Consider the following 18,382-nt stretch of genomic DNA (forward strand, 5'->3'; position numbering starts at 1 on the left):
GCCGCTGGGTGTTGCACGTCGCACCCGCGGTCCGCGGGCCTCCCTGTGGCGATTGGCTGCCTTCCCCGCGATCCTGTTGGCCTGCTACGTCTTCGTGAACACCATCCTCGTCGAACAGAACACCTCTGTTCTTCTCGTGGTCGCGGCTGTCATGGTTCTCTTCCTGATCGCGGTGGACCTCATCGGCCCATGGCTGCTCCAACTGCTCACCCGGCCCGTGGCCCGGCATGCACCTGGGGCGGCACTCCGGCTGGCTTCATGGCGGATCGTGAACGATCCCCGTGCGACGTGGCGACGTGCGTCCAACACTGCTGTCCTGGCCTTCATTGCGAGCTCTCTTGCCTGCGCCCCGTTCTCCTACGACCTGGCCGAGAACCCGACGCCCACCGAGCAGACCTTCATGGACAGGGCCCAACCGGACCTCGTTACCGGAGGAATCATCGCCCTGGGAGCCGGCCTACTCCTCACCGCTGCCCATCTGCTCATCACCCAAGCCTCTGCCACCGTCGATCGCGCGCACCAGAGCCGTGCCCTGCAGCGCATGGGAGCCCCCAGCGCCTTCGCCCTCAGAACCATGTGGCTGGAGACACTCCTGCCGTTGATGGGCAGCACCGCAATGGGCAGCCTCATGGGTGTGGCCCTTGCTTGGCCGATGCGGCAACAACTCATCGCCTCCGGAGTGGCCGTCACCGGTACCCCCTGGCGTCTGCTGGTCGTCCTCCTGCTCGGACTCGCCATCGCCGCCGGCGCAGTCGCCGCCTCGACACCGCTCCACCACCGACTGCTGCAGAACGACAGACGCAGCAACGACTGAGCCGAACAGACCCCCAGCACCATCAGCCGGGGAGACCACTACAGCATCAGGAGAAGAATCTCATGTACCAACCGCTGCACATCTCGCTGGAGACAGCGCAACCACAGCACATCTGGGTCGCCGTAGCCGCTCTGGCCGCTCTCTTGGTGGCGTTCTGGCTCGCTGCCGTCGTGTCCATCGTGGGCTCACCAATCTCGGGCGGCGAGAAGCTCTTGTTCATCCTCGCAACACTTGGCTTCCCATTCTTGGGGCCCCTGGTGTGGTTTGTGTTCATCGCGGGCAAGCACCGACACCGGGTCTAGCGGCTCAAACGTCCCAGTAGTCCTCACCTGTCGGCGCCCACGAACCCGGTCTGGTCCCGCGCATCCGCTCCAGCGTGGCGTCGCACCCTGCATTGCACACCAGAGTCAGCGCTGTGACTTGTTGAAGGCAGCACGGGTCACGGGAGGCGGGTGTGATGGCAACGGTTGAAGGCATGCGGAGCCTGGAGCGCGCGGTGGGGTTGTTGATGACCGCGGCGGAGCGTTCCCGGTTGGCGACGTGGGATCTCGAGGAGCTGGGGGCATTTCAGCGAGACACGGCGGTGAACGAGGCGCTGTGGTCCGCCACCGGACTGTTGGAGCCCGACGTGGTTCCCGTCCCGGTGGAGGTCGAGCAGGCCGGCGTCCTGGCGGTGTTGGAGGAGGTTGAGCGGGAGCTGCGTCGGGTGGCGATCGGCGCCTATCCCATGGGGACGAGTGCCGTGGTCGCGTTGGTGTGCGATCTGGTCGGGGAGTACGGGTGTCTGCGCTGAGGCCGTGTGAGGCAGACCGGCTGGCACGTCGCCTCCTCATCGACGATCCCGGTGACCTGGCGGCATCGGTGATGGGCTTGGCCTACGTCGTGGACGCTGCCAGCCAGCGAGCCGGACATCACGCGGACGGTGCGGCGCCGATTCTGGAGGTGTCGGCGTCGGCATTGACGCAGGTTCTTCGGTCGCGTTCTTGGAAGACAGAGGCACCGGCTCCGGCGATGGTGGCGGTGGCGGATGCCGTCGGGCAGATCAGGCCGGGGCCTGGTGTGGAGCGTGAGCTGGTGCACGTCACGTACTTGGCGGCTCACGCCACGTCGAGGGTCGCGTCCAGGGCGGGGGACGGTGAGGTGCTGGGCGCTGTGCGCGCGGTCGAGCTGGGCCTGGATGCGGCCCTGCATGGCCAGACAGCGGGAACGCATCGTCCGGATGTCGGTAGTGAGTTCAGTGCGGCGGTGATGGAGTGGGCGCGTGTTGTGGATCGCTGTGCTCAGTGGCCGTCGGTGATGACGCAGTTGGTGACGGCGCGGGGCGCGGGGTCGGTGCTGGTCGCGGTGGACGCGATCGCCCAAGCCCAGGCGGGGCGGAGCAGCGAAGCGTTGGTGGACTACCGCGACGCGATCAAGCCGGCGCTGGCCAAGAGCTTGCGGGCGTGGGGTGAGCATCATCGGCAGTGGGCCAAGCTGATGTCGCCGGGGGAGCGGGTCGACCCGGAGCTGATGGCTGCCACCACCCGGCTCATGCGCGCCAGCCGTGACGTGCCCGCTGGTGGAGAGGGGTCGCGGTCCTGGGATGCTGCGGTCACGGCCCTGAGCCTGACGCGGCATGTCGCCGCCGTCAGCAACCAGCCTGTCCATCCCGGTGCGTTGAAGGCCCCCGCGGAGCTGGTCGCGCCGATGCTGGCGGCCGCACTGCCACCCAACGGCTCAGAGCTGCAGGTCGCTTGGCTCAAGCTCGAGCGCCTCGAGGGCCGCGCGAACGTGACCGTCCCGGAGCCAGTGTTGGCGAAGCTGGCCGCGGCGGGTCGCGCGACGGTGCGAGGTGCTGACCGGGCCCTGCAGTCGAGCTACTTCATGATGAATCCTGCTGCGGCGCCGACGACGGTGCCAGCGGGCAGAGCTCGCGCCGTCCCGGATCTGCGTCACTCAAGGTCTGCGCCGTCGCCGAGGTGCGTGTGATCTGGCACCGGTACGCCCGTGCCTCTTTGCAGCTGAGATGGCTGTGGGACGATCACGCGTCAAAGGTGCTGAGAGATGCCGTCAGCAATTGCTGGGCGGAGCCGAATTCCACGAACTCCCTGCAGGCCACGAATCCAAACCGAGCCGCCAGGGCCTTCTGATTCGACGTTTGGGTGACAATCAGGACGGGTTCGTCGCCTCGGACCTCCGACGCCACTCGCGCCAGCAGTTCCCGGCACGCGGCCTCCGCGATGCCTCGTCCCCAGGCGTCGGGCAGTAGGACGTAGGACAGCTCCAACTCTCGCCCCCCGGTCCGACGTAGCGCCAGCCTCCGCCGTCGGGGATGTTGCCGAGCTTCTTCACGTCGACGTGGAGCATCGCGCCGGGATGGTCGTGCTCGTAACGGCGCACCGGTTCCCCCGTGGCGCGGTCCACATGCGACAGCCGGTTCAGGTGGGCGTCGGTCAGGATCCGGTGGACCGTCGACGGCGCGATCCCCAGCCGACATGCCAACTGCACGGGTCCTTCTAGGAGTCGTAGCCGCAGCTGGATACAGCGGCGAGTGACCTTCGGGCTGGTCTTGTTCGGTGAGTGGTGCGGTCGCGAAGAGCGGTCCTGCATGGACTCGCCCGCTCGGTGGCGGTCCGCCCAGCGCTTCACGGTGGGCCAAGAGACCTGGAAGCGGGCGGCAACCTCGCTGATCGGCCATCCGTCGTCGACGACGAGTTGGGCGACCTTCAAGCGGTGGCGAGGTGTGAGGGCGGCGTTGGCGTGGGACATGGCTGCTCCATGCGGCAGCGGGCGGCCCAAGAGGGGCCGCCCGCTGTCGCTGTTGGTCGTTGAAGTGTCAGGTCACAAGGCGGGGATCAGTTCCTCTTGCATCCAGCCAGCAAGGCTCGTTGGAGTCGTGCTGGTTGCTGTGCGCAGTTGTTCCGGGTGGAAGTCGTCGCGCAGTCCAGTGCTCATGCCCAACACGGCGTCGGCCATTGCCGGGGGCATGCCAGCCGTGAGGTATTGATGGCGCATCAGGTCATCGCTGATCTGCTCTGCCTGGACATGCCGCCCGGTCAGGTCGGTGAGAAGCGCGGCCACGTCGTTCCACGACAGATCCTGCGGGCCATGGACCGCCTGTACCCGATGTCCATGCCACGACGGGTTCAGCAGTGTCAGCGCGGCAACCTCGGCGATGTCGCGCGGCGAGACCCAGCTGAACTGATGGTCCAGAGGCAGGACCGTCCGCAACCGTCCCTGGCGCACATCCTCCATGCTCAGCAGCAGGTTGGTGAAGAAGTAGCCGCAACGTAGGTGCGTCACGTCCGCGTCCAGGCGGTCGAGGGCGACCTCGGTGGCGGCGAGGCCGTCGATCTCACCGACCCCATGCCGCTTCTCCGCACCGACGCTGCTCTGGAACACGACCCGAGCAATGGTATTCGCCTCGACCGCGGCGACGATGGCCTGCGTCGCCCTGGCGTAGTCAGCCAGCGGATCAGCCGATGCGGTGCTCGGGTCGACCCAGTAGATGGCATCTACCCCGCGGGTGGCCTTCACGACCTGCTCGGGGTCAGTGGAGTCAGCTTCCACGACGTCGACGTGTGTGAGGAGATCGATGGGGATCTTGGATGGGGTGCGGGCCAGAAGCAGTGGCCGCACACCGGCACGGATCATCATGCCGGTCAGGTGGGTGCCGACATTTCCTGTCGGGGTGGTCACAGCGATACGCATTGGAGTCTCTTCTCAGGGCCGCTCATGCTCCGACGCTACCGAGAGACGAGGCCTGTTCCTGGCCGCATCCCGACGGATAATCGATGCATGGACAGTCCCTCGGCACGCTCGCTACGCCTGTTGGCGCTGCTGCAAACGGGACGTCGGTGGACCGTGGCTGACCTGAGCCGCCGACTCGAGGTGGCACCTCGGACGGTTCGCCGTGATGTCGCCCGGCTGCGGATGCTGGGCTACGACATTCAGTCCCACCCGGGCCCCGGCGGGGCATACGTTCTTGCCCCGAGCATCAAGATCCCACCGCTTCTCCTGGACGCCGACGAGGTCTGCGCGCTTGTCACGGGGCTCCTCATCCTTGAAGCAGGCTTCGCAGACGACAGCGCAACTACCGTGAGAGCCAAGCTTGAGCGACTTCTACCTCCCAGCCTGCGTCAACGAGCCGTCGCCGCTGCCGCGGCTACCCAGGTCCTCACCGCCACGCACGCGTTCGATTGGCCCGCCCTGGGGATGATCGCGGACACCATCGCGGTTGGACAGCATCTGGGCTTCGCATACACCGACCAACACGGTCACGCGAGCAACCGGATCGTTCAGCCGTACCGCCAGGTCCTGCGCCACGGCATCTGGTACCTCGTCGCCTACGACACGCAGCGTGAGGGCTGGCGTCTGTTCCGCAGCGACCGCGTCCACGAACCTGAGCCCCGAACGCCAGCACCGGGATACGAGGCCCACGCCTTCCCTGACGAGTCCATCCACCGCTGGCTCATCACCGACTTCGGACGCGCCGCACAACACGTCAACTATCGTCCTCGGTTAGTACAATCCATGAGTTCGCGGACGTTCGAGACACGCCAACTTCTCGAGCCGCACCCCGGATGCTCCAGCCACGGTCGATCAGATCCATGAACTGTCGCCGCTGCGCGGACAACGGCCGTCGCCCTGGGCCTTTCTTGGTCCTTCGAGTACTGCTCACAACTGCTCCTGTCATGTGACAAGGATTGCGACGACCACTCGAAACCACCCCGTCGCTACTGGCTCCCTTTTCGACCGTCGTCTTCACGCGTGAGTTGATGCCCGTGCATGTCGAGGGCGCGGGGGCTCTCTGGCGGCTGGCCTTCCGGTATGAGCACCGCCGAGGACGTCCTCCACCTGGTTGAGGCCCGGGCGCGTGCCCTTGCTGAGCAAGATGCCGAGGGGTTGCGGCTGCTGATGCATCCCGAGTGTGTCTGGACCAGCTACGCAGGGCTGGTGCTGGACCGCGACGAGTATGTGCGCCGCAACACGACCGCGGTCAGGTTCGCCTCCCAACGCTTCGAAGGCCCCGTGGTGCGCGTCGGGGCGACACGGCCATCGTCACTGGGACGGTTGTCGACACTCTGCGCGACGGTGAACAGTTCCGCCTGCTGATCACCATGACGTGGGTGCGTTGCGATGGCTTGTGGCAGTTGCTCGCTGGTCACGCGGGCCCGCGTCTGGCCTCGTGAACCGGACCCTTTGTCCCGAATGTGGTGTTGGGTTCCTCACCGTGTGCTGAGGCCCAAGGCGACTGCTGGATTCCGTGGGATGAGCTGCGGGACGGCTGGGATGAGCTGTGGGACGGCGCGCATTGCCATCGACACCGCGCGGCTGGTAGCTGCTGCAGAGGAGCGAGGTTGGCGTGCACGGCCCCGCTGAACATGGACGTGTCACTACGGTGTCGTCATGATGGCCGTCCTGACGCAGTTGGTGTTCGAGTGCGACGATCCCGTCCCAGTGGCCGCGTTCTGGCAGAAGGTCTTGGGGTTGGCGCCAGCCGAGGGCACGCACGACTGGCTCACCCTGCAGTGGGAACCGGTCGGTCGGTTCTCGTTCCATCGCGTCGAGGGCTATGTGCCACCTCCGTGGCCTGGCGAGTCTGGTCAGCAGCAGGTGCACTTCGATCTTCTGGTCGGCGACCTGCAGGCTGCGTCTGCCACGGTTGAGCGTGCCGGTGGGACGCCGCTGACTGGGGTGATGGATCCTGGGCCGAAGGCATGGTGCATCTTCGCCGACCCGGCTGGCCACCCGTTCTGTCTTGTCTCGGTGCCGGAGTGACGGCAAGGCAGGTCTGTGGGGCCGGTCGGGTTGGCAACCTGAGTTGAGTCGTCTGCCTGCTCTGGAAGCTGCACGTCAGGAATTCTGGCGCCAGAAGCCCAGTAGTTCCGGGCCGAGTGTGGCGTGCTCGTCCATGGGCAGCGAGTGGGTGCCGCCGGGCCAGATCCTTACGGTGCCGTGGCTCAACAGTGACCGCACCCGATCTGCCGCCTGCGCCCCTCCCGACAGGCTCGAGGCTTCGCCCAGGTCGACCCGCACCGGCATGGACAGGGACCGCCACGCCTCGTCCGACAGAGTCTTTGGTGTGGGCATGGCAGTCGAATAGCCCACGCTCGCGCTGTTGATGAGCCGCGACAGGGGGGTGCGTTCGCGAACCTTGTCGACGGTGGTGCCCCCGATGTGCGCGAGGGCGTGGTCCTGCCAGGACTGCGGCGCTGGGACGGTCAACGGGATGCTCCACAGGATCGTGGAGGCCGAGAGCGGCTTGATGACGATCACCGGCTCGAGCAGGGTGAGGGACTGCACCAGCTCAGGGTGCAGCACGGCGAAGTGCGCCGCGGAGGCTGCGCCGAAGCTGTGGCCCACCACGTGGGCCTTCTCGATGTCCAGCCCTTGCAGGGTTTGGGCGATCCATTCCGCTTGGTCGTCCACTGAACGGAGCGGTAGTGACTGCACCGACATGCCGGCATCGCCGATGGGGTCGAGCGCGTGCACCGTTCGCTTGCCGATCCACGATGGCAGGTTCTCTGCCCACATTGGTGCTCCCGAGCTGTGTCCGGGCAGTAGAACGACCGGTGCTCCCGGTTCTGTGCCGTGCCAGCTCGTCACCCGGACGCTGCCGAAGCTCGTCCGCACGTCACGCGTGCTGTCGGGGGTCTTCACCGTGGTGAGGACTTCGTTGTAGGCGGCCATGTATGCCTGTTGGGCCTCAGGGGATCGCCAGTGGCCCACGCTGGGTTCTGGGTGCACGATGTCGCGTACCTGAGCGGCAGCCAGCAGCACGACGACGACCATTGCCGCCCGCTTGAGGGTGCGGCGCATTCGCTTGCGGCGGCGGCTCGTGCCGCGGTGATTGTTATGTGCTCCAAGAGTCGATCCAATACGTCTGTATTGCATATGGAGGACGATACGCTTGTATCGTCGAAGGGGGCAAGGGATGCAGGACAAGCGTGCCGAGATCGTCGATGGCGTGTGGGCGGTGATCGCGCGGCAGGGGATCACGGCTGTGAGTGTTCGCTCGGTGGCCGCCGCGGCCGGCGTCTCGCCCGGGCGCGTGCAGCACTACTTTGCGACGAAGACCGAGCTGGTGCGGGCCAGCGCGGAGGCGATGTTGGATGGCGCCGCCGAGGCGAATCCTGAGGCGCTCGGCGACCCCGCCGATTCGGCCACACTGCGGGCATTGCTCACCCACGCCATCGAGCCCGCCGCCAGCTCACGCGCGGGCACGAGCGTCTACTTCAACTTCGTGGCCGCCAGTGTGGGCGATCCATGGATCGGCCAGGCACTCGCCCAGGCACGCGCCGGCGTCGTCGACGAGGTGGAGCGCTGTCTACGCGCCCAGGGCGTCGAAGCGAGCGCCAGCGAACTGGCGCTCGAGTTGACCCTGCTCGCCGAGGGGGCCACGCAATCGGTCTTCCTGGGTTGGTGCAGGCCGGATCAGGCCCTCGACACGATCCATCGAGCCATCGGGCGGGCAACCGGCTCCGTGAGATGAGCTGCACTATGGAGCGCGCACCATCATCGACACCACGGACATGACTACCGCGCTCCTCGTTGCGACCCTGGCGCTGCGCGCTGCCGATAGCCCTTGAGGGTCAGCCCGAGCAGGGTGCGGGCTTCGCGGCTGAGGTGTGCCTGGTCGACGAAGCCGAAACGGAAAGCGACCTCTGCCAGTGCTTCATCCGGGTGGTCACGAATCCATTCCGCTGCTTCCTGAAGGCGCCGGCGGCGGATCATCGCGTAGGGCGACAGGCCGGCGTACTTTGGTGGTGAGGCGGTTGACCGTGCGCGTGGAGACGCCCAGAGCCTGTGCGAGGTCCGGGACGGTGGTGATGGTTGAGTCGGTGATGGCCAGTTCGGCCAGCCGGTTGGCCTGGCGGGCTTCCTCGGTCAGTGGCCCGACACGCTGTGCCAGCCATCGTTCGATGTCGCCGACGATGCTGGCCAGGTCATCCGCCGACATGCGAACGGGGGCATGCATCTCGGGAGCCGACACCGGGAGGGACGAGTCTCGGCATGTCGACGGCTGGTGCGTGAAGGCGGGGACTGCTGCGGGGCGGAGGAGTGCCCCAAAACCCAACCGTTTCCTGCCGGGACTCGTGTTGAGCGCCGGGTGGTGGGGCCCCAGTACCGAAGGTCGTCGTCCTCGAAGACGAGGTTGCTGGCGGGGAATGCCAGCAGCTCTTGGGGCGATTGCTGTCCGGACGGGATGCTCCACGTGCTGATCCACCACCAGGACACCAGGTCCTGGGCGATCGGGCCTGCCGGGATGCGGGTGAAGCCCATGGGAGTTCTGCGGGGAAGAGTGGACCGCGGCCACTCACGTCTGCGGGTGCGGCCATGGCAGGAATCTACAAGACTCCAGCTTCTAGGGCTCTAGCGTCGGGGGCATGACTGCTGTCCTGCCCACGGCGAGTTCACCGACAACGGCCGCCCCCGCGGTTTCTCCAGCTTGACTCCCTTCGTCGCGCTCAATGATCCGGCGGCCGCTTTGGGCTTCTACACCGAGGTATTCGGCGCGAGGATGGTGAACTCCACCGAGATGGACGGGGTCATCGTGCATGCTGAGCTCGATTTCGGCTGTGGCCGTCTGCAGCTGGGCGCCGCCCAGCAGGCCTATCACCTGGTCGCGGTGGATCCCGGCGCGGAGGACGTCTCGTTCTCGCTCGGCATCTATGTGCCGGACGTCGACCATGTCGTCGAGGCGGCGGTGGCGCGCGGTGTGGTGCTGCGGGAGCCGGTGGCGGGCTTCGTCTCGGGCGACCGGTTCGGGAGCATCCGAGACCCCTTCGGTATCCGCTGGTCGGTGATGACCCGCGTCGAGGACCTCAGCGACGAGGATTCAGTCCGTCGTGTCGAGGAGTGGGCCGCAGAGATGAGCAGCCAGGCCGACTGACTCGCCGCCCGTCGGACGTACAGAGCTCGCTGCCAGATGTGGGCCTCATCTTGGGGCCAAGGGGGAGCTCACATGGCCGGGATGACCAAGCCTGAGTTGGACTGAGCGCAGGCAGGCCTGGCGCTCTCGAGCTCATTGGTCGCCCAGGGCGAGGATGCCTTCGGATGCTGCGATGCACATGGCGTCGAGTTCGGGTGGGATTGGCTGGCCGATGAGTGGGCGGATCATTCCGTAGGGGCATTGGCGGGTCGCCATGAGCGCGAGTTGGTAGCGCTCGGGTGTGTCCTGGCCGAAGCGCCGTGTGACGAGGTCGTGCAGGGCGCGGTTGACGTCATCGTTGATGGTGGCGAGGGTGGCTCGTCGTTCCGTGGGGACGAGGTCGAGCAGGTCCGGTAGGCGGTAGAGGGTCATGGCCTTGGCGTCGACGGGGTTCTGGCGGCAGTAGCGGGGGATGTGGACGGTGGCGGCGCGCAGGGCTTCGCGGGGGTCTGGGTGTGCCATGGCTTCCAGGAGGCCGACGTGGAAACGCCGGATCGAGCGTTCCCACAGGGCGCCGAACAGTGCATGCCGGGTGGGGAAGCGGTGGTAGACCGAGCCGCTGGGGGCGCCGCTCAGGTCCAGGACGTGACGCACGGTCGCGGAGCGCCAGTGTTCCAGGACGGCCTGACCTGCTGCGTCGAGCAGCTGATCGGCGGTGTAGCGCTCCTCCCTTGCCATTCGATCACCCTATTGCGACCATTGGAGCATGTCATCTAGAGACGACTCTCTAATTGTGCCGAGTTGGCTGCGGTTGTGCGCCTATGGGGCGTTCGCGGTGGTGGTGCCCTCGGCGCTGTGGCGGGTGCTGATGATCGCAGGCCTTGTCCCGGGGACCGCCTCGTTGCGGGCATTCGAGCTGGCCGGGAACCCGGTTCTTGGCTACAGCTACGTGATCGGCCTGTCGGTGGTGCAGCTCGCGACCGGCTTCCTGGCCGTGGGGCTGGTGCGGCCGTGGGGTCGCCGCTTGTTCGGGTGGAGGGTCCCGCCGGAACTGCCACTGGTGCTGGGCACCCTTGGAGGTCTTGCGGTGACCTGGATCTTCAACGTCTCCATGGTCTCGGCCATCGCGCACGGCAAGCGACCTGACGCGGGTCACGTTCAGGGCTGGTCACTGGTCATCATGGTGTGGTGCTATCTGCCGGTCCTGCTGTGGGGCCCCTTGGTTGTCGCGGCGGCCTGGGGGCACTGGCGTCTTCGTCGCGCCGGGATGGCCACCTGAGCCAATCACCACGCGATTGCAGATCCTCTGGCCAGTGGGGCGACACAGCGGGTCGGCCTTCGCACAGTTGACGCGTTTTGGTCGAGCGGCAGCTCAGATCGTCGCGCGCATCGTTCGCAGCGCTGCGCGAGGCATGGCCCAACCGAGGTTCCCGGTTCCGATTGATGGGACGTTGGACTGGCCAGATTCGAGGGGCATCCGATCGACCGTGGCGTTCTGGGTGACCGTCTCTGCGAGGGCTTGGCCAACGGGTCGGGTGCGGTCTGGTGCGGCGGTGGCGTCGAGGATCTGGTGCGCGGTCTTGAGGACGCGGCTGCCGGTGGTGTGGATGACGTCGGCGATGGTGGTGCCTTCCTTGTGGTGGGGGAGGGCTTGTTCGGCCCAGCCGGCTACGTAGGTGAAGGTGTACTGGCTGCTGTCGAGACCGTGGGCTGCGGTGACGAGGTAGGCGACGGATTCGGCCTCGACCTCGCGACTGCCACGACAGACCGGATCTGCGTCGGTGGTGGGCTGGTGGAGCAGGACGTGGCCGAGTTCGTGAGCCAACGTCTTGACGGCTTGGGCGTCGTCGACGTCGTCGCGGATCTTGACCGTTCGGGTGGTGTAGTCGGTGTACCCGTTCGCGCCGTGGCAGTCGCCCCGCTCCAGGCGGAAGCCCTGCTCGCCGACGAGAGTGGCCAGGGCATGCCAGAGGCCGTCGGGTGCCTGGCCGGTGAGCAGGACGGGTTGAGGTGGTTCGGGGACGGGGTCGCCGGTGGTTTGGCTGATGTCGAAGACGCTGGTGGGTTTGACCCCGACGATCTGTGTGGACATCACCGGTTTCCGCTTGTCATCGAGCACGGGTGTGCCGTCGGGCTCGAGCTTGGGGACGCGGCGGGTGACGGGCGCGAGGATGCGGATGCCGTGTTCACCGCGGGTGACCTGGCGGTGGAAGCTCTTCTGCCAGGTGGTGTAGCCAGCGACCAGGGTGGCGTCGGGGCGTTGGGTCCAGATCAGGATGGTGTTGTTGAAGCTGTACTGGTGGAAGCGGCTCGCGACGCGCAGCCAGGCCTGCCACTGCTCGGAGCTGGTGAGGTCGGCGACCTTGTCGGCGATCTGCGCGTGCAGGTGCTCGAGTTGCTCGGCTCGCTCTGCCTTCTGGGCTTCGCTGGGTGGTCGGCGTGCCATCACCGCACCGCCTGCGTCTGGTCGGTGAGCAGGTCCAGGGCAGCGTGGAGGAGATCGTCGACCTGGTCGTGAGGTGCGCCGGCGGCGCTGAGGTCGTCGGCCTCGAGGAGCAGCTGTTCGATGATGAGGGGACGGTCGGTGCTCAGTTCGTCTGGATGAGTGGTCATGCCCACCCAAGCCGTGTGGGTCCTGACTGTGCCTGGTGGGCAGGCGGGGGTCTCCACAATGCTGGGCCTGTTGGGAAACAGCAAACAGCCTCGCATCCAGAGGATGCGAGGCTGTCGGAGTAGTCGCGGTGGCACTTGGCCCAGCCGCTCGATGTGGTCATGATGTCTGTCAGGCCGTTGGTTGCGCAAGGTCCGACTGAACTTCTGGGTCGGGGGTCGCCGTCAGAGCGCGTGCGCGCTGCAGGGTCTCGTCGTGGGCTCGGGGGTGGCCTGGTGGTGGGTGCCGACGGCGAATGTGGCACCCACCACGGTGCTCGGTTCAGGCGCCCGTCTTCCGTTCGGCCGGTAGGGCGAGTGCGACGGCGGCGATGCCGAGCATGGTGATTGCGGCGAGGCTGACTCCGGTGGTGATGGTGGAGTGGTTGGCCACGAACCCGGCTGCGGCGGGGCTGGCGATGAAGGCCCCGTAGCCCAGGGCGTTCACCAGTCCGATCGCGGCCCCTTCGCGTCCTGCGGGTGCCAGGCGCCCGGCGAGCGAGAAGCCGATCGGGACGATGGGTGACAGCGCAAACCCGACCAGGGTGAAGCCCAAGGTCGCGAGCCAGCCATGGGTGAGCCAGAGACTCGCGGCCATGGCGAGGCTGGCCAGCAGGGCGGCGGAGACGAGAACCCGTCGCTCACCCCGGGCGGTGATGGCGTGTTGCGAGAGGCGTCGTCCCAGCCAGGAGGCGAGGTGGAACAGGCCCAGCGTGATGCCGGAGAGCCACAGCGGGGCGGTGTCGTCGTGGCGGACCAGTAGTGCCAGGAAGGTTTCCAGGATTCCGTCGCCGAAGAAGCACAGGGTGACGATGGCTGCTGCCAGCAGCACACCGGCGGGCATCCGTCGACTCTTGGGTTGCTTCTGTGGTGCGGGGGGTTCTTCGTGGGAGGAGCTGGTGGGTGGCAGCGGTTGGCGGACCGCCCATAGTCCGCCCAGTGCCATGAAGGCGCCGAGGAGGAGGAAGGCGGGGTGGTAGCCGGATCCGATGGCTAGTCCGAGGGCGCTGAGCAGTGCGCCGACGGCGGCTGCGAGGCTGAACCATGAGTGGAAGCCGTTCATGAGTTCGCGGCCTTCGCTGCGTTCGACGTCGGAGCCGAGGGTGTTGGCGGCCAGGTCCAGGAAGCTCACGAGTAGGCCGTAGCCGAGGCTGGCGGCCAGGAATTGTGGGTAGTTGGTGACGGCTGCCTGGGCCCAGAAGCTGGCGCCGGTGCCGATCAGTCCGAGCGCGAGGATGGGGCGTCGGCCCAGGCGGTCGACAAGCAGGGCGCCGGCGATGAGGGTGATGATGCCGGCGACCGCGCTGAGACTGGCTCCGGCACCGATCTGTTCGGCGTCGAGGTCAAGTGCGATGGCTTGGTCGGCCAGTTCGACGGCGCGGATGCCGACGTGCAGGCCCAGGAGGCTGAAGGTGAGCGCGACGAGGCGTCGATGGCCAGGGCGCGCGGATGCGTTGGTGGTGTGGTCGAGTGTCATGGGTGGTCCTGATGTTTGAGCGGTCGGGTGGAGCGCCCGCACTCGTGCATGACCACCAGCCGTGGACCTTCGGCGTCCACGGTCACAAGTAAAAGGGGGTCAGGGGTGCTGGACGCGAACGAGCCGCGTCCGGCCTATCTCGCCCTCGTCGTCGATGATGTCCAGAACCCTCATCATGCGACGCACGCTAGCAGGTCACGACTCGGATGTGTGCGGGCACCGTTGATCTAAGCGGGCGCCTTGGGGGCTGAGGTGTCGCTGGTCAGGGGGAACCGTTTCAGAGCACGTGATTCCACTGGGCGGGCAGCCCCATGCTTGACGGGTTGACGAGGGGATTTGGTAGGAATTCGGCGCTCAACAGTTCGGCAACGCGGCGGGGCCAACTACCACCCGGTGATGTTGCGTCGAGAAGTCGTGCCATGACAACCAGGGCGCCGAAGATGCGTTCGCTTTGTCCTTCGGGCAGCAGGGAGAAGTTGGGCTGGCTGCGGAGTGCGGTGGTGGGTGCTGGGGCGAAAGCCTTGTTCCACAACCGGCCGTGATGGGCGCAGGTGTTGCGAATGATGGTCAGCTGCTCCAGCCACCGCACCAGGGGCGATTGCTTCTTTGCCTTCGTCCGTTGTCCGGACGACAAGGCGTCGAGATTGATCACAAGCCCCAGCCCTTCGGCGATGTCTCGTTGTGCCTGGGCGGGTAGGCCCTCGTAGAGTCGCGAAACATCCGAGAAGTCCAGTACCTCGGCCAGTACCCAGAACGGGAACCGGTTGCCGTACAGGTTTCGATGGTGATCGATGGCGTCGTTGTGTCGGCTCGCACGATCGATGCGGCGCTCGGCCGTCCGCAACCATTGCTCGTGGTTGAAGGATGGGCGGAACAACGCGGGGTTCGTATATGCCAAAGTGCCTGCTTCGGCCAGATGGTTCCCGATGCGGGTGCGCATGCACACCTCGACCCGTTCCATTCCGTCATGGACGAGCGTTCGTAGCTTGCGGTCGGCCTCATACAATTGCACGGCCTGGGTGAACGTTGTCCCGGGTGCGAAATCGTCACCTCGTACGCCGCGGGAGTCCATCTGGCGCGCGGGATACCAATAGGCGGAGAGTCGGTAGTAGCTCACGTTCGGCAGCCACTGTCGAGCTACCTCCTCGTCGACGTACATGCCCCGGGCGCGCAGCAGGTCGATCTGCTGGGTGATCGACATCGGTGGCTTGAGGGGCTTGCTCATGGCGGCCTCCGGGGGGGCAGAAAGAGATCCAGCCCACTCCCGACCGAAGTCGGGGCGGGCTGAACGATTGGTAGCAATGTTACCACGAGCACGGCTGTGGCGGCGCTCCAAATCTGGGCACAGCCCGCGATGATCTTCAGCGTGGGAGACTCGAACGGAAGTCCCACGTATGTCCCACGGAGCGCGGCGATTCCCCACGGGCCAAGGAGAAACGCCTAGTCAAGCGGGGGAACGCGGGTGAAGTCCTTTGGTTCGAGCCTGTCGCCCCGACTGACGAAGGCCCTAGTCAGACCGGTAATCGGTCAGGCTAGGGCCTCTTTCTTGCCCAATGCGTGCCCAATGAGTTCCGGGCGTGCCCTACAGGTAGAGACTCCAGACGCTCGCAACCGTGGACAGGAAACCGCCGGCGAGGGCGGCCAGGCCCGGACCCTTCAGCGCCCCTCGCGCCACGTCCAAGACGGCGAGTTCCCTATCGATCGCCTTCGGCACCCAGGTCTCAAAGGCTCCGGCAGTCTCTTCGCCGAAGCCCGCGGCTTTCAGGTCGGCGGCGTTCTTGTCGGTGATCTTCCGCCCGGCGGTTTCGTACTCCGCGGATGCCGCCTGGTAGCCCGGCTCGCCCATGAGTGCGAGGTAGTCGGACGGTCGCGAGTAGTAGGCCTCCACGTTGCCGAGAACCGTCCGCCGAATGGCGTTGAGCTCGGCCAGACGGGCGCCGGCGGCCTTCCATCCGGCGACGGCACCGCCCATGATCAAACCGAAGCCGACGACGTACAAGAAAGCCAACACGCAAGTCATGACGACAGGATGTCAGACCGTGCCGACAGTTTTCGGGGACGACGAGCCCCCCTCCTCGCGGTCCCGCTCCCAGAACTTGCGGAGTAGCTCCCGGCGTTCCGCGTCGATCCGGGTTCTCATGATCCCGACGCCCTGCTGGGCGAGGTCCGTGAACTTCTTCAGCTCCTCCGGGTAGGTGTCCCCGGTCCTGCTCTCCACCGTGTTGAGGAACTGAACAGCCGCGGCGAGGTCGAAGAGAGCAAGCTCCATCCCTAGAGCTCCGGCCTCGTCGGGGTCCCACGGCGCGTCTTCCTTCATCCCGGCCAGGTAGCGAATGGCCCTCACGTAGGTGTCGTATCGGCGGTCCCGGTGCCAGTCCGCGCGCCCGCGTCGTCGCACCCACCCTTCGGCCACGCGCTGGACGATGAGGTTCGCGACACTCGTCACACACGCGGTGACGACGATGGTCTGAAGGATTGGGCCCATGGGTCGAGAATCCCACACACGACGAAGCCCCGCCGTTCGCTTCTCAGCGATCGACGGGGCCTCGGGGATAGCCGGGGAAGAGTTCCCGGCCAGGTCTCAGGCGGTCAGGGACACCACGGCGAAGGACTCGGGGCGGGTGACCGCGAAGCCGAAGCAGCCCTCGGCGCGGAGCTTCACCTGGTTGGTGTCGAACAGGACGCCGGAGCCGTCGGCCTGCAGGGTGGTCTCCTCGCGGACCATGAGCTTCGCCGAGCCCCAGTTGCCCAGGACGGCGGTGCCGGCGGGCAGGCTCGGGCAGAAAACCCACTTGATCGGGCCGGCGGAGCCCAGGCGGTCCTTCGCGTCACCGCCCAGGAGGAAGCCGCCCTCGGCGCCCTCACGGGTGAGGTCCAGCTTCTCGGCGTCGTCGGGCGACAGGGCCCAGGCGGTCGGCTCGATGCCGATCTTCTGCGAGGCCGTGATCGCCTTCCGGATGGTCGTGACCATGTCGGTCGCGAAGGGCACGCGGCGCACGCCCTCGACGTTCAGGAGGCCGGTGAAGTGCTCGCCGGTGCCGTCGCCCTGGAGGATCTCCTTCTCCAGGGCGTGCATGACGCCGCCCTTCATCTCGGCGTTCAGGACGTTGACCATGGCCTCGTGGTCGGCCATGAAGCGGATCGGGAACGGCTCGGACAGGTGGGCGACGACGCGGGCGCGGTCGATCACCTCCGTGAAGCTGTAGAGCGAGGTCGGCTTCGTCTGGCCGTCGGCCACGACCGCGGCCTTCTCGTCGCGGAGGGTCTGGCGCATGTAGGCGAACGTGTGCTCGTGGAGCGCCTGCCGGGCGACGAGGTCCAGGAGGACCGTCGGGGTCTCGGGGAGCTGCACGACGTCCACGACGGCGGGCACGGTGACCTGGCCGGTCAGGAGGGCCTTCACGCCGAAGTTCTCGGCGACGCGGCCCATGGTCTCCACGGCGCCCTTGACGAAGGCGTCGCGGCGCCCTTGGTGCGCGGGGTGCCGTCGAAGCTCTGGTAGCCGTGGCCGAAGACGGTCTCGCCGCTCTTCTGCTGGGCGCCGCTCTTGGTGCCCAGGTTGTCCAGGCTGTCCAGCATGGCGGCGTCGGCGGCCACGCGGGCGTCCCACTCGTCGATCGCGTCCGCCTGATAGGAGCCTGCTCCGCTGAATTGACGCCTGCCCGCGCGTCCCGGTGACCAGGCCGAGCATTCTCGCCGAGACGAAGGAGCTGACCATGCTGGTCACCATCGGAGCTGACTGTCACATGAAGTCCCACACGCTCGTCGCCGTCGATCAAGTTGGCCGCAACCTTGGTCAGATCACGGTCTCCACCAACACAGAGGGACACCTCCGGATCCTGCGCTGGTCAGAACAGTTCGACGCCGTGGTCTTCGCCTTGGAAGATTGCCGTCACGTGACCCGCCGGCTTGAGCGGGACCTGATCCGGGCAGGCCAGCAGGTCGTGCGGGTTCCCACGAAGCTCATGGGAGAGTCCAGGCGGGTCGCGCGAGAACCGGGAAATTCCGACCCGATCGACGCTGAAGCGGTGGCCATCGCCGCGTTGCGGCACCCTGACCTGCCCAGCGCTCAGCTTGATGGGCCCGCTCGGGAGATCAAGCTGCTGTCCGACCATCGGCGGGACCTGGTGATGCAGCGCACTCGCGCCTGCTGCCAGATCCGATGGTTCCTGCACGAACTCGACCCCGACTTGGATGTTCCGGCGCGTGGTCTGCGTCACACCAACCAACTGGCCGCGGTCGCCACAGAGCTGGCAGGACGGCCCGGGACCGTTGCCCGGCTGGCCCGCGAACTAGCCGAGCGAGTTGGTCAACTGAACCTGCAGATCACCCAGCTCGACAAGGAGATCGCCATCCTGGTCAAGCGTGAGGCACCCACGCTGTTGGAGATCCCTGGATGCGGAGTCCTGTCCGCCGCGGTCATCATCGGCGAGACGGCTGGCGCGTCACGATTCCGCGACAAGGTGTTGGTGGCAGGGACGTTCATGACACTCGGGTGATGGGAGCCTTCCCGTTGAGGGCGCTGTGGCCTCGTTCAGTGTTGTAGAAGGTGAGCCAGTCGGCAAGGGCGTCGCGGCGGGCTTGGTTG

Annotated in this window: 25 protein-coding genes and 1 pseudogene; 11 read left to right on the forward strand and 15 right to left on the reverse strand. The window is 66.7% G+C overall.

Annotation, left to right across the window (positions count from 1 at the left end; translation table 11 throughout):
* Positions 1 to 94 precede the first annotated feature (94 nt).
* The 4 genes from AAEX57_RS15465 (at position 95) to AAEX57_RS15480 (ending at position 2,782) form a co-directional block, all read left to right on the forward strand.
* Entirely contained in the window at positions 95 to 814 is a 720-nt protein-coding gene (locus AAEX57_RS15465) for an FtsX-like permease family protein (protein WP_342097807.1), read from the forward strand.
* 62 nt (positions 815 to 876) lie between these two features.
* The gene (locus AAEX57_RS15470) at positions 877 to 1,116 is read left to right on the forward strand and encodes a PLDc N-terminal domain-containing protein (protein WP_342097808.1); all 240 of its coding nucleotides are present in this window, start codon (positions 877 to 879) and stop codon (positions 1,114 to 1,116) included.
* Between the two features lie 155 nt (positions 1,117 to 1,271).
* Entirely contained in the window at positions 1,272 to 1,607 is a 336-nt protein-coding gene (locus AAEX57_RS15475) for a hypothetical protein (RefSeq protein ID WP_342093193.1), read from the forward strand.
* Positions 1,595 to 2,782: a hypothetical protein gene (locus AAEX57_RS15480; RefSeq protein ID WP_342093194.1), complete on the forward strand. Its 1,188-nt coding sequence runs from the start codon at positions 1,595 to 1,597 to the stop codon at positions 2,780 to 2,782. The genes AAEX57_RS15475 and AAEX57_RS15480 overlap by 13 nt, the downstream gene beginning before the upstream one ends.
* A 52-nt stretch (positions 2,783 to 2,834) precedes the next feature.
* On the opposite strand, the gene AAEX57_RS16300 is transcribed toward AAEX57_RS15480, so the two are convergent.
* The 3 genes and pseudogenes from AAEX57_RS16300 to AAEX57_RS15490 all read right to left on the reverse strand — a co-directional run bounded on the left by AAEX57_RS16300 (position 2,835) and on the right by AAEX57_RS15490 (position 4,492).
* Positions 2,835 to 3,080 (reverse strand): GNAT family N-acetyltransferase, encoded by a 246-nt coding sequence (locus AAEX57_RS16300; RefSeq protein ID WP_446721181.1) that lies wholly within the window; start codon positions 3,078 to 3,080, stop codon positions 2,835 to 2,837.
* Positions 3,081 to 3,094: 14 nt separating this feature from the next.
* Positions 3,095 to 3,562 (reverse strand): annotated as a pseudogene (locus AAEX57_RS15485) (helix-turn-helix domain-containing protein); the annotation flags it as partial.
* A gap of 72 nt (positions 3,563 to 3,634) precedes the next feature.
* Positions 3,635 to 4,492 carry an NAD(P)H-binding protein gene (locus AAEX57_RS15490; RefSeq protein ID WP_342093195.1) on the reverse strand — a complete coding sequence of 286 codons (858 nt, stop codon included), beginning with the start codon at positions 4,490 to 4,492 and terminating at the stop codon, positions 3,635 to 3,637.
* A gap of 99 nt (positions 4,493 to 4,591) precedes the next feature.
* Here AAEX57_RS15490 and AAEX57_RS15495 point away from each other — a divergent pair, with 99 nt between their 5' ends.
* From AAEX57_RS15495 to AAEX57_RS15505, 3 genes are all read left to right on the forward strand, one after another.
* Positions 4,592 to 5,407, forward strand: coding sequence for a helix-turn-helix transcriptional regulator (locus tag AAEX57_RS15495; RefSeq protein ID WP_342093196.1), 816 nt, complete (start codon positions 4,592 to 4,594; stop codon positions 5,405 to 5,407).
* Between the two features lie 216 nt (positions 5,408 to 5,623).
* Positions 5,624 to 5,908 carry a nuclear transport factor 2 family protein gene (locus tag AAEX57_RS15500; protein WP_342093197.1) on the forward strand — a complete coding sequence of 95 codons (285 nt, stop codon included), beginning with the start codon at positions 5,624 to 5,626 and terminating at the stop codon, positions 5,906 to 5,908.
* Between the two features lie 294 nt (positions 5,909 to 6,202).
* On the forward strand, positions 6,203 to 6,574 hold the full coding sequence (locus AAEX57_RS15505; RefSeq protein ID WP_342093198.1) for a VOC family protein: 372 nt from the start codon (positions 6,203 to 6,205) through the stop codon (positions 6,572 to 6,574).
* Between the two features lie 75 nt (positions 6,575 to 6,649).
* On the opposite strand, the gene AAEX57_RS15510 is transcribed toward AAEX57_RS15505, so the two are convergent.
* A complete protein-coding gene (locus AAEX57_RS15510) occupies positions 6,650 to 7,588 on the reverse strand; it encodes an alpha/beta fold hydrolase (RefSeq protein WP_342093199.1) in 939 nt (312 codons plus the stop codon).
* 142 nt (positions 7,589 to 7,730) lie between these two features.
* Here AAEX57_RS15510 and AAEX57_RS15515 point away from each other — a divergent pair, with 142 nt between their 5' ends.
* Complete coding sequence (locus AAEX57_RS15515) at positions 7,731 to 8,288, forward strand: TetR/AcrR family transcriptional regulator (protein WP_342093200.1); 558 nt, start codon at positions 7,731 to 7,733, stop codon at positions 8,286 to 8,288.
* A 44-nt stretch (positions 8,289 to 8,332) separates the two neighbouring features.
* Here the strand turns inward: AAEX57_RS15515 and AAEX57_RS16305 are convergent, their stop codons facing one another.
* Together AAEX57_RS16305 and AAEX57_RS15520 are read right to left on the reverse strand one after the other, a co-directional pair.
* The gene (locus AAEX57_RS16305; RefSeq protein ID WP_446721182.1) at positions 8,333 to 8,530 is read right to left on the reverse strand and encodes a helix-turn-helix domain-containing protein; all 198 of its coding nucleotides are present in this window, start codon (positions 8,528 to 8,530) and stop codon (positions 8,333 to 8,335) included.
* Entirely contained in the window at positions 8,484 to 8,774 is a 291-nt protein-coding gene (locus AAEX57_RS15520; RefSeq protein WP_342093201.1) for a hypothetical protein, read from the reverse strand. Before AAEX57_RS15520 ends, AAEX57_RS16305 begins: the two co-directional genes overlap by 47 nt.
* A 471-nt stretch (positions 8,775 to 9,245) precedes the next feature.
* Here AAEX57_RS15520 and AAEX57_RS15525 point away from each other — a divergent pair, with 471 nt between their 5' ends.
* On the forward strand, positions 9,246 to 9,689 hold the full coding sequence (locus AAEX57_RS15525; RefSeq protein ID WP_342093202.1) for a VOC family protein: 444 nt from the start codon (positions 9,246 to 9,248) through the stop codon (positions 9,687 to 9,689).
* Positions 9,690 to 9,821: 132 nt separating this feature from the next.
* On the opposite strand, the gene AAEX57_RS15530 is transcribed toward AAEX57_RS15525, so the two are convergent.
* On the reverse strand, positions 9,822 to 10,406 hold the full coding sequence (locus tag AAEX57_RS15530; protein WP_342093203.1) for a TetR/AcrR family transcriptional regulator: 585 nt from the start codon (positions 10,404 to 10,406) through the stop codon (positions 9,822 to 9,824).
* A 28-nt stretch (positions 10,407 to 10,434) separates the two neighbouring features.
* Here AAEX57_RS15530 and AAEX57_RS15535 point away from each other — a divergent pair, with 28 nt between their 5' ends.
* Positions 10,435 to 10,947 (forward strand): hypothetical protein, encoded by a 513-nt coding sequence (locus tag AAEX57_RS15535; protein WP_342093204.1) that lies wholly within the window; start codon positions 10,435 to 10,437, stop codon positions 10,945 to 10,947.
* A 93-nt stretch (positions 10,948 to 11,040) separates the two neighbouring features.
* On the opposite strand, the gene AAEX57_RS15540 is transcribed toward AAEX57_RS15535, so the two are convergent.
* From AAEX57_RS15540 to AAEX57_RS15570, 7 genes are all read right to left on the reverse strand, one after another.
* The gene (locus AAEX57_RS15540) at positions 11,041 to 12,114 is read right to left on the reverse strand and encodes an ArdC-like ssDNA-binding domain-containing protein (protein WP_342093205.1); all 1,074 of its coding nucleotides are present in this window, start codon (positions 12,112 to 12,114) and stop codon (positions 11,041 to 11,043) included.
* Entirely contained in the window at positions 12,114 to 12,281 is a 168-nt protein-coding gene (locus tag AAEX57_RS15545; RefSeq protein WP_342093206.1) for a hypothetical protein, read from the reverse strand. The genes AAEX57_RS15540 and AAEX57_RS15545 overlap by 1 nt, the downstream gene beginning before the upstream one ends.
* A gap of 319 nt (positions 12,282 to 12,600) precedes the next feature.
* Positions 12,601 to 13,794, reverse strand: a complete 1,194-nt coding sequence (locus tag AAEX57_RS15550; protein WP_342093207.1) for an MFS transporter — start codon at positions 13,792 to 13,794, stop codon at positions 12,601 to 12,603.
* A 277-nt stretch (positions 13,795 to 14,071) separates the two neighbouring features.
* Positions 14,072 to 15,019, reverse strand: coding sequence for an Abi family protein (locus AAEX57_RS15555; protein ID WP_342093208.1), 948 nt, complete (start codon positions 15,017 to 15,019; stop codon positions 14,072 to 14,074).
* Between the two features lie 357 nt (positions 15,020 to 15,376).
* The gene (locus tag AAEX57_RS15560; protein WP_342093209.1) at positions 15,377 to 15,814 is read right to left on the reverse strand and encodes a hypothetical protein; all 438 of its coding nucleotides are present in this window, start codon (positions 15,812 to 15,814) and stop codon (positions 15,377 to 15,379) included.
* A gap of 12 nt (positions 15,815 to 15,826) precedes the next feature.
* A complete protein-coding gene (locus AAEX57_RS15565; RefSeq protein ID WP_342093210.1) occupies positions 15,827 to 16,279 on the reverse strand; it encodes a hypothetical protein in 453 nt (150 codons plus the stop codon).
* A 96-nt stretch (positions 16,280 to 16,375) separates the two neighbouring features.
* The gene (locus AAEX57_RS15570) at positions 16,376 to 17,524 is read right to left on the reverse strand and encodes a phage major capsid protein (RefSeq protein ID WP_342093211.1); all 1,149 of its coding nucleotides are present in this window, start codon (positions 17,522 to 17,524) and stop codon (positions 16,376 to 16,378) included.
* On the opposite strand from AAEX57_RS15570, the gene AAEX57_RS15575 reads away from it, so the two are divergent.
* Positions 17,511 to 18,293, forward strand: a complete 783-nt coding sequence (locus tag AAEX57_RS15575) for an IS110 family transposase (RefSeq protein WP_342093212.1) — start codon at positions 17,511 to 17,513, stop codon at positions 18,291 to 18,293. The genes AAEX57_RS15570 and AAEX57_RS15575 overlap by 14 nt on opposite strands.
* Here the strand turns inward: AAEX57_RS15575 and AAEX57_RS15580 are convergent.
* On the reverse strand, positions 18,277 to 18,382 hold a 106-nt coding region (locus AAEX57_RS15580; RefSeq protein ID WP_342092079.1), incomplete at its 5' end, for an integrase core domain-containing protein. The genes AAEX57_RS15575 and AAEX57_RS15580 overlap by 17 nt on opposite strands.

The sequence above is a fragment of the Luteococcus sp. H91 genome, from assembly GCF_038433135.1.
Lineage (GTDB): Bacteria > Actinomycetota > Actinomycetes > Propionibacteriales > Propionibacteriaceae > Luteococcus.

Bases quoted from the DNA above. Each gene is read 5' to 3' on its own strand.
- AAEX57_RS15470 (WP_342097808.1), top strand. From the start codon at position 877: ATGTACCAACCGCTGCACATCTCGCTGGAGACAGCGCAACCACAGCAC.
- AAEX57_RS15475 (WP_342093193.1), top strand. From the start codon at position 1,272: ATGGCAACGGTTGAAGGCATGCGGAGCCTGGAGCGCGCGGTGGGGTTG.
- AAEX57_RS15495 (WP_342093196.1), top strand. From the start codon at position 4,592: ATGGACAGTCCCTCGGCACGCTCGCTACGCCTGTTGGCGCTGCTGCAA.
- AAEX57_RS15500 (WP_342093197.1), top strand. From the start codon at position 5,624: ATGAGCACCGCCGAGGACGTCCTCCACCTGGTTGAGGCCCGGGCGCGT.
- AAEX57_RS15505 (WP_342093198.1), top strand. From the start codon at position 6,203: ATGATGGCCGTCCTGACGCAGTTGGTGTTCGAGTGCGACGATCCCGTC.
- AAEX57_RS15510 (WP_342093199.1), bottom strand. From the start codon at position 7,588: ATGGTCGTCGTCGTGCTGCTGGCTGCCGCTCAGGTACGCGACATCGTG.
- AAEX57_RS15515 (WP_342093200.1), top strand. From the start codon at position 7,731: ATGCAGGACAAGCGTGCCGAGATCGTCGATGGCGTGTGGGCGGTGATC.
- AAEX57_RS16305 (WP_446721182.1), bottom strand. From the start codon at position 8,530: ATGATCCGCCGCCGGCGCCTTCAGGAAGCAGCGGAATGGATTCGTGAC.
- AAEX57_RS15520 (WP_342093201.1), bottom strand. From the start codon at position 8,774: ATGCATGCCCCCGTTCGCATGTCGGCGGATGACCTGGCCAGCATCGTC.
- AAEX57_RS15530 (WP_342093203.1), bottom strand. From the start codon at position 10,406: ATGGCAAGGGAGGAGCGCTACACCGCCGATCAGCTGCTCGACGCAGCA.
- AAEX57_RS15535 (WP_342093204.1), top strand. From the start codon at position 10,435: ATGTCATCTAGAGACGACTCTCTAATTGTGCCGAGTTGGCTGCGGTTG.
- AAEX57_RS15540 (WP_342093205.1), bottom strand. From the start codon at position 12,114: ATGGCACGCCGACCACCCAGCGAAGCCCAGAAGGCAGAGCGAGCCGAG.
- AAEX57_RS15545 (WP_342093206.1), bottom strand. From the start codon at position 12,281: ATGACCACTCATCCAGACGAACTGAGCACCGACCGTCCCCTCATCATC.
- AAEX57_RS15550 (WP_342093207.1), bottom strand. From the start codon at position 13,794: ATGACACTCGACCACACCACCAACGCATCCGCGCGCCCTGGCCATCGA.
- AAEX57_RS15555 (WP_342093208.1), bottom strand. From the start codon at position 15,019: ATGAGCAAGCCCCTCAAGCCACCGATGTCGATCACCCAGCAGATCGAC.
- AAEX57_RS15560 (WP_342093209.1), bottom strand. From the start codon at position 15,814: ATGACTTGCGTGTTGGCTTTCTTGTACGTCGTCGGCTTCGGTTTGATC.
- AAEX57_RS15565 (WP_342093210.1), bottom strand. From the start codon at position 16,279: ATGGGCCCAATCCTTCAGACCATCGTCGTCACCGCGTGTGTGACGAGT.
- AAEX57_RS15575 (WP_342093212.1), top strand. From the start codon at position 17,511: ATGCTGGTCACCATCGGAGCTGACTGTCACATGAAGTCCCACACGCTC.
- AAEX57_RS15570 (WP_342093211.1), bottom strand. From the start codon at position 17,524: ATGGTGACCAGCATGGTCAGCTCCTTCGTCTCGGCGAGAATGCTCGGC.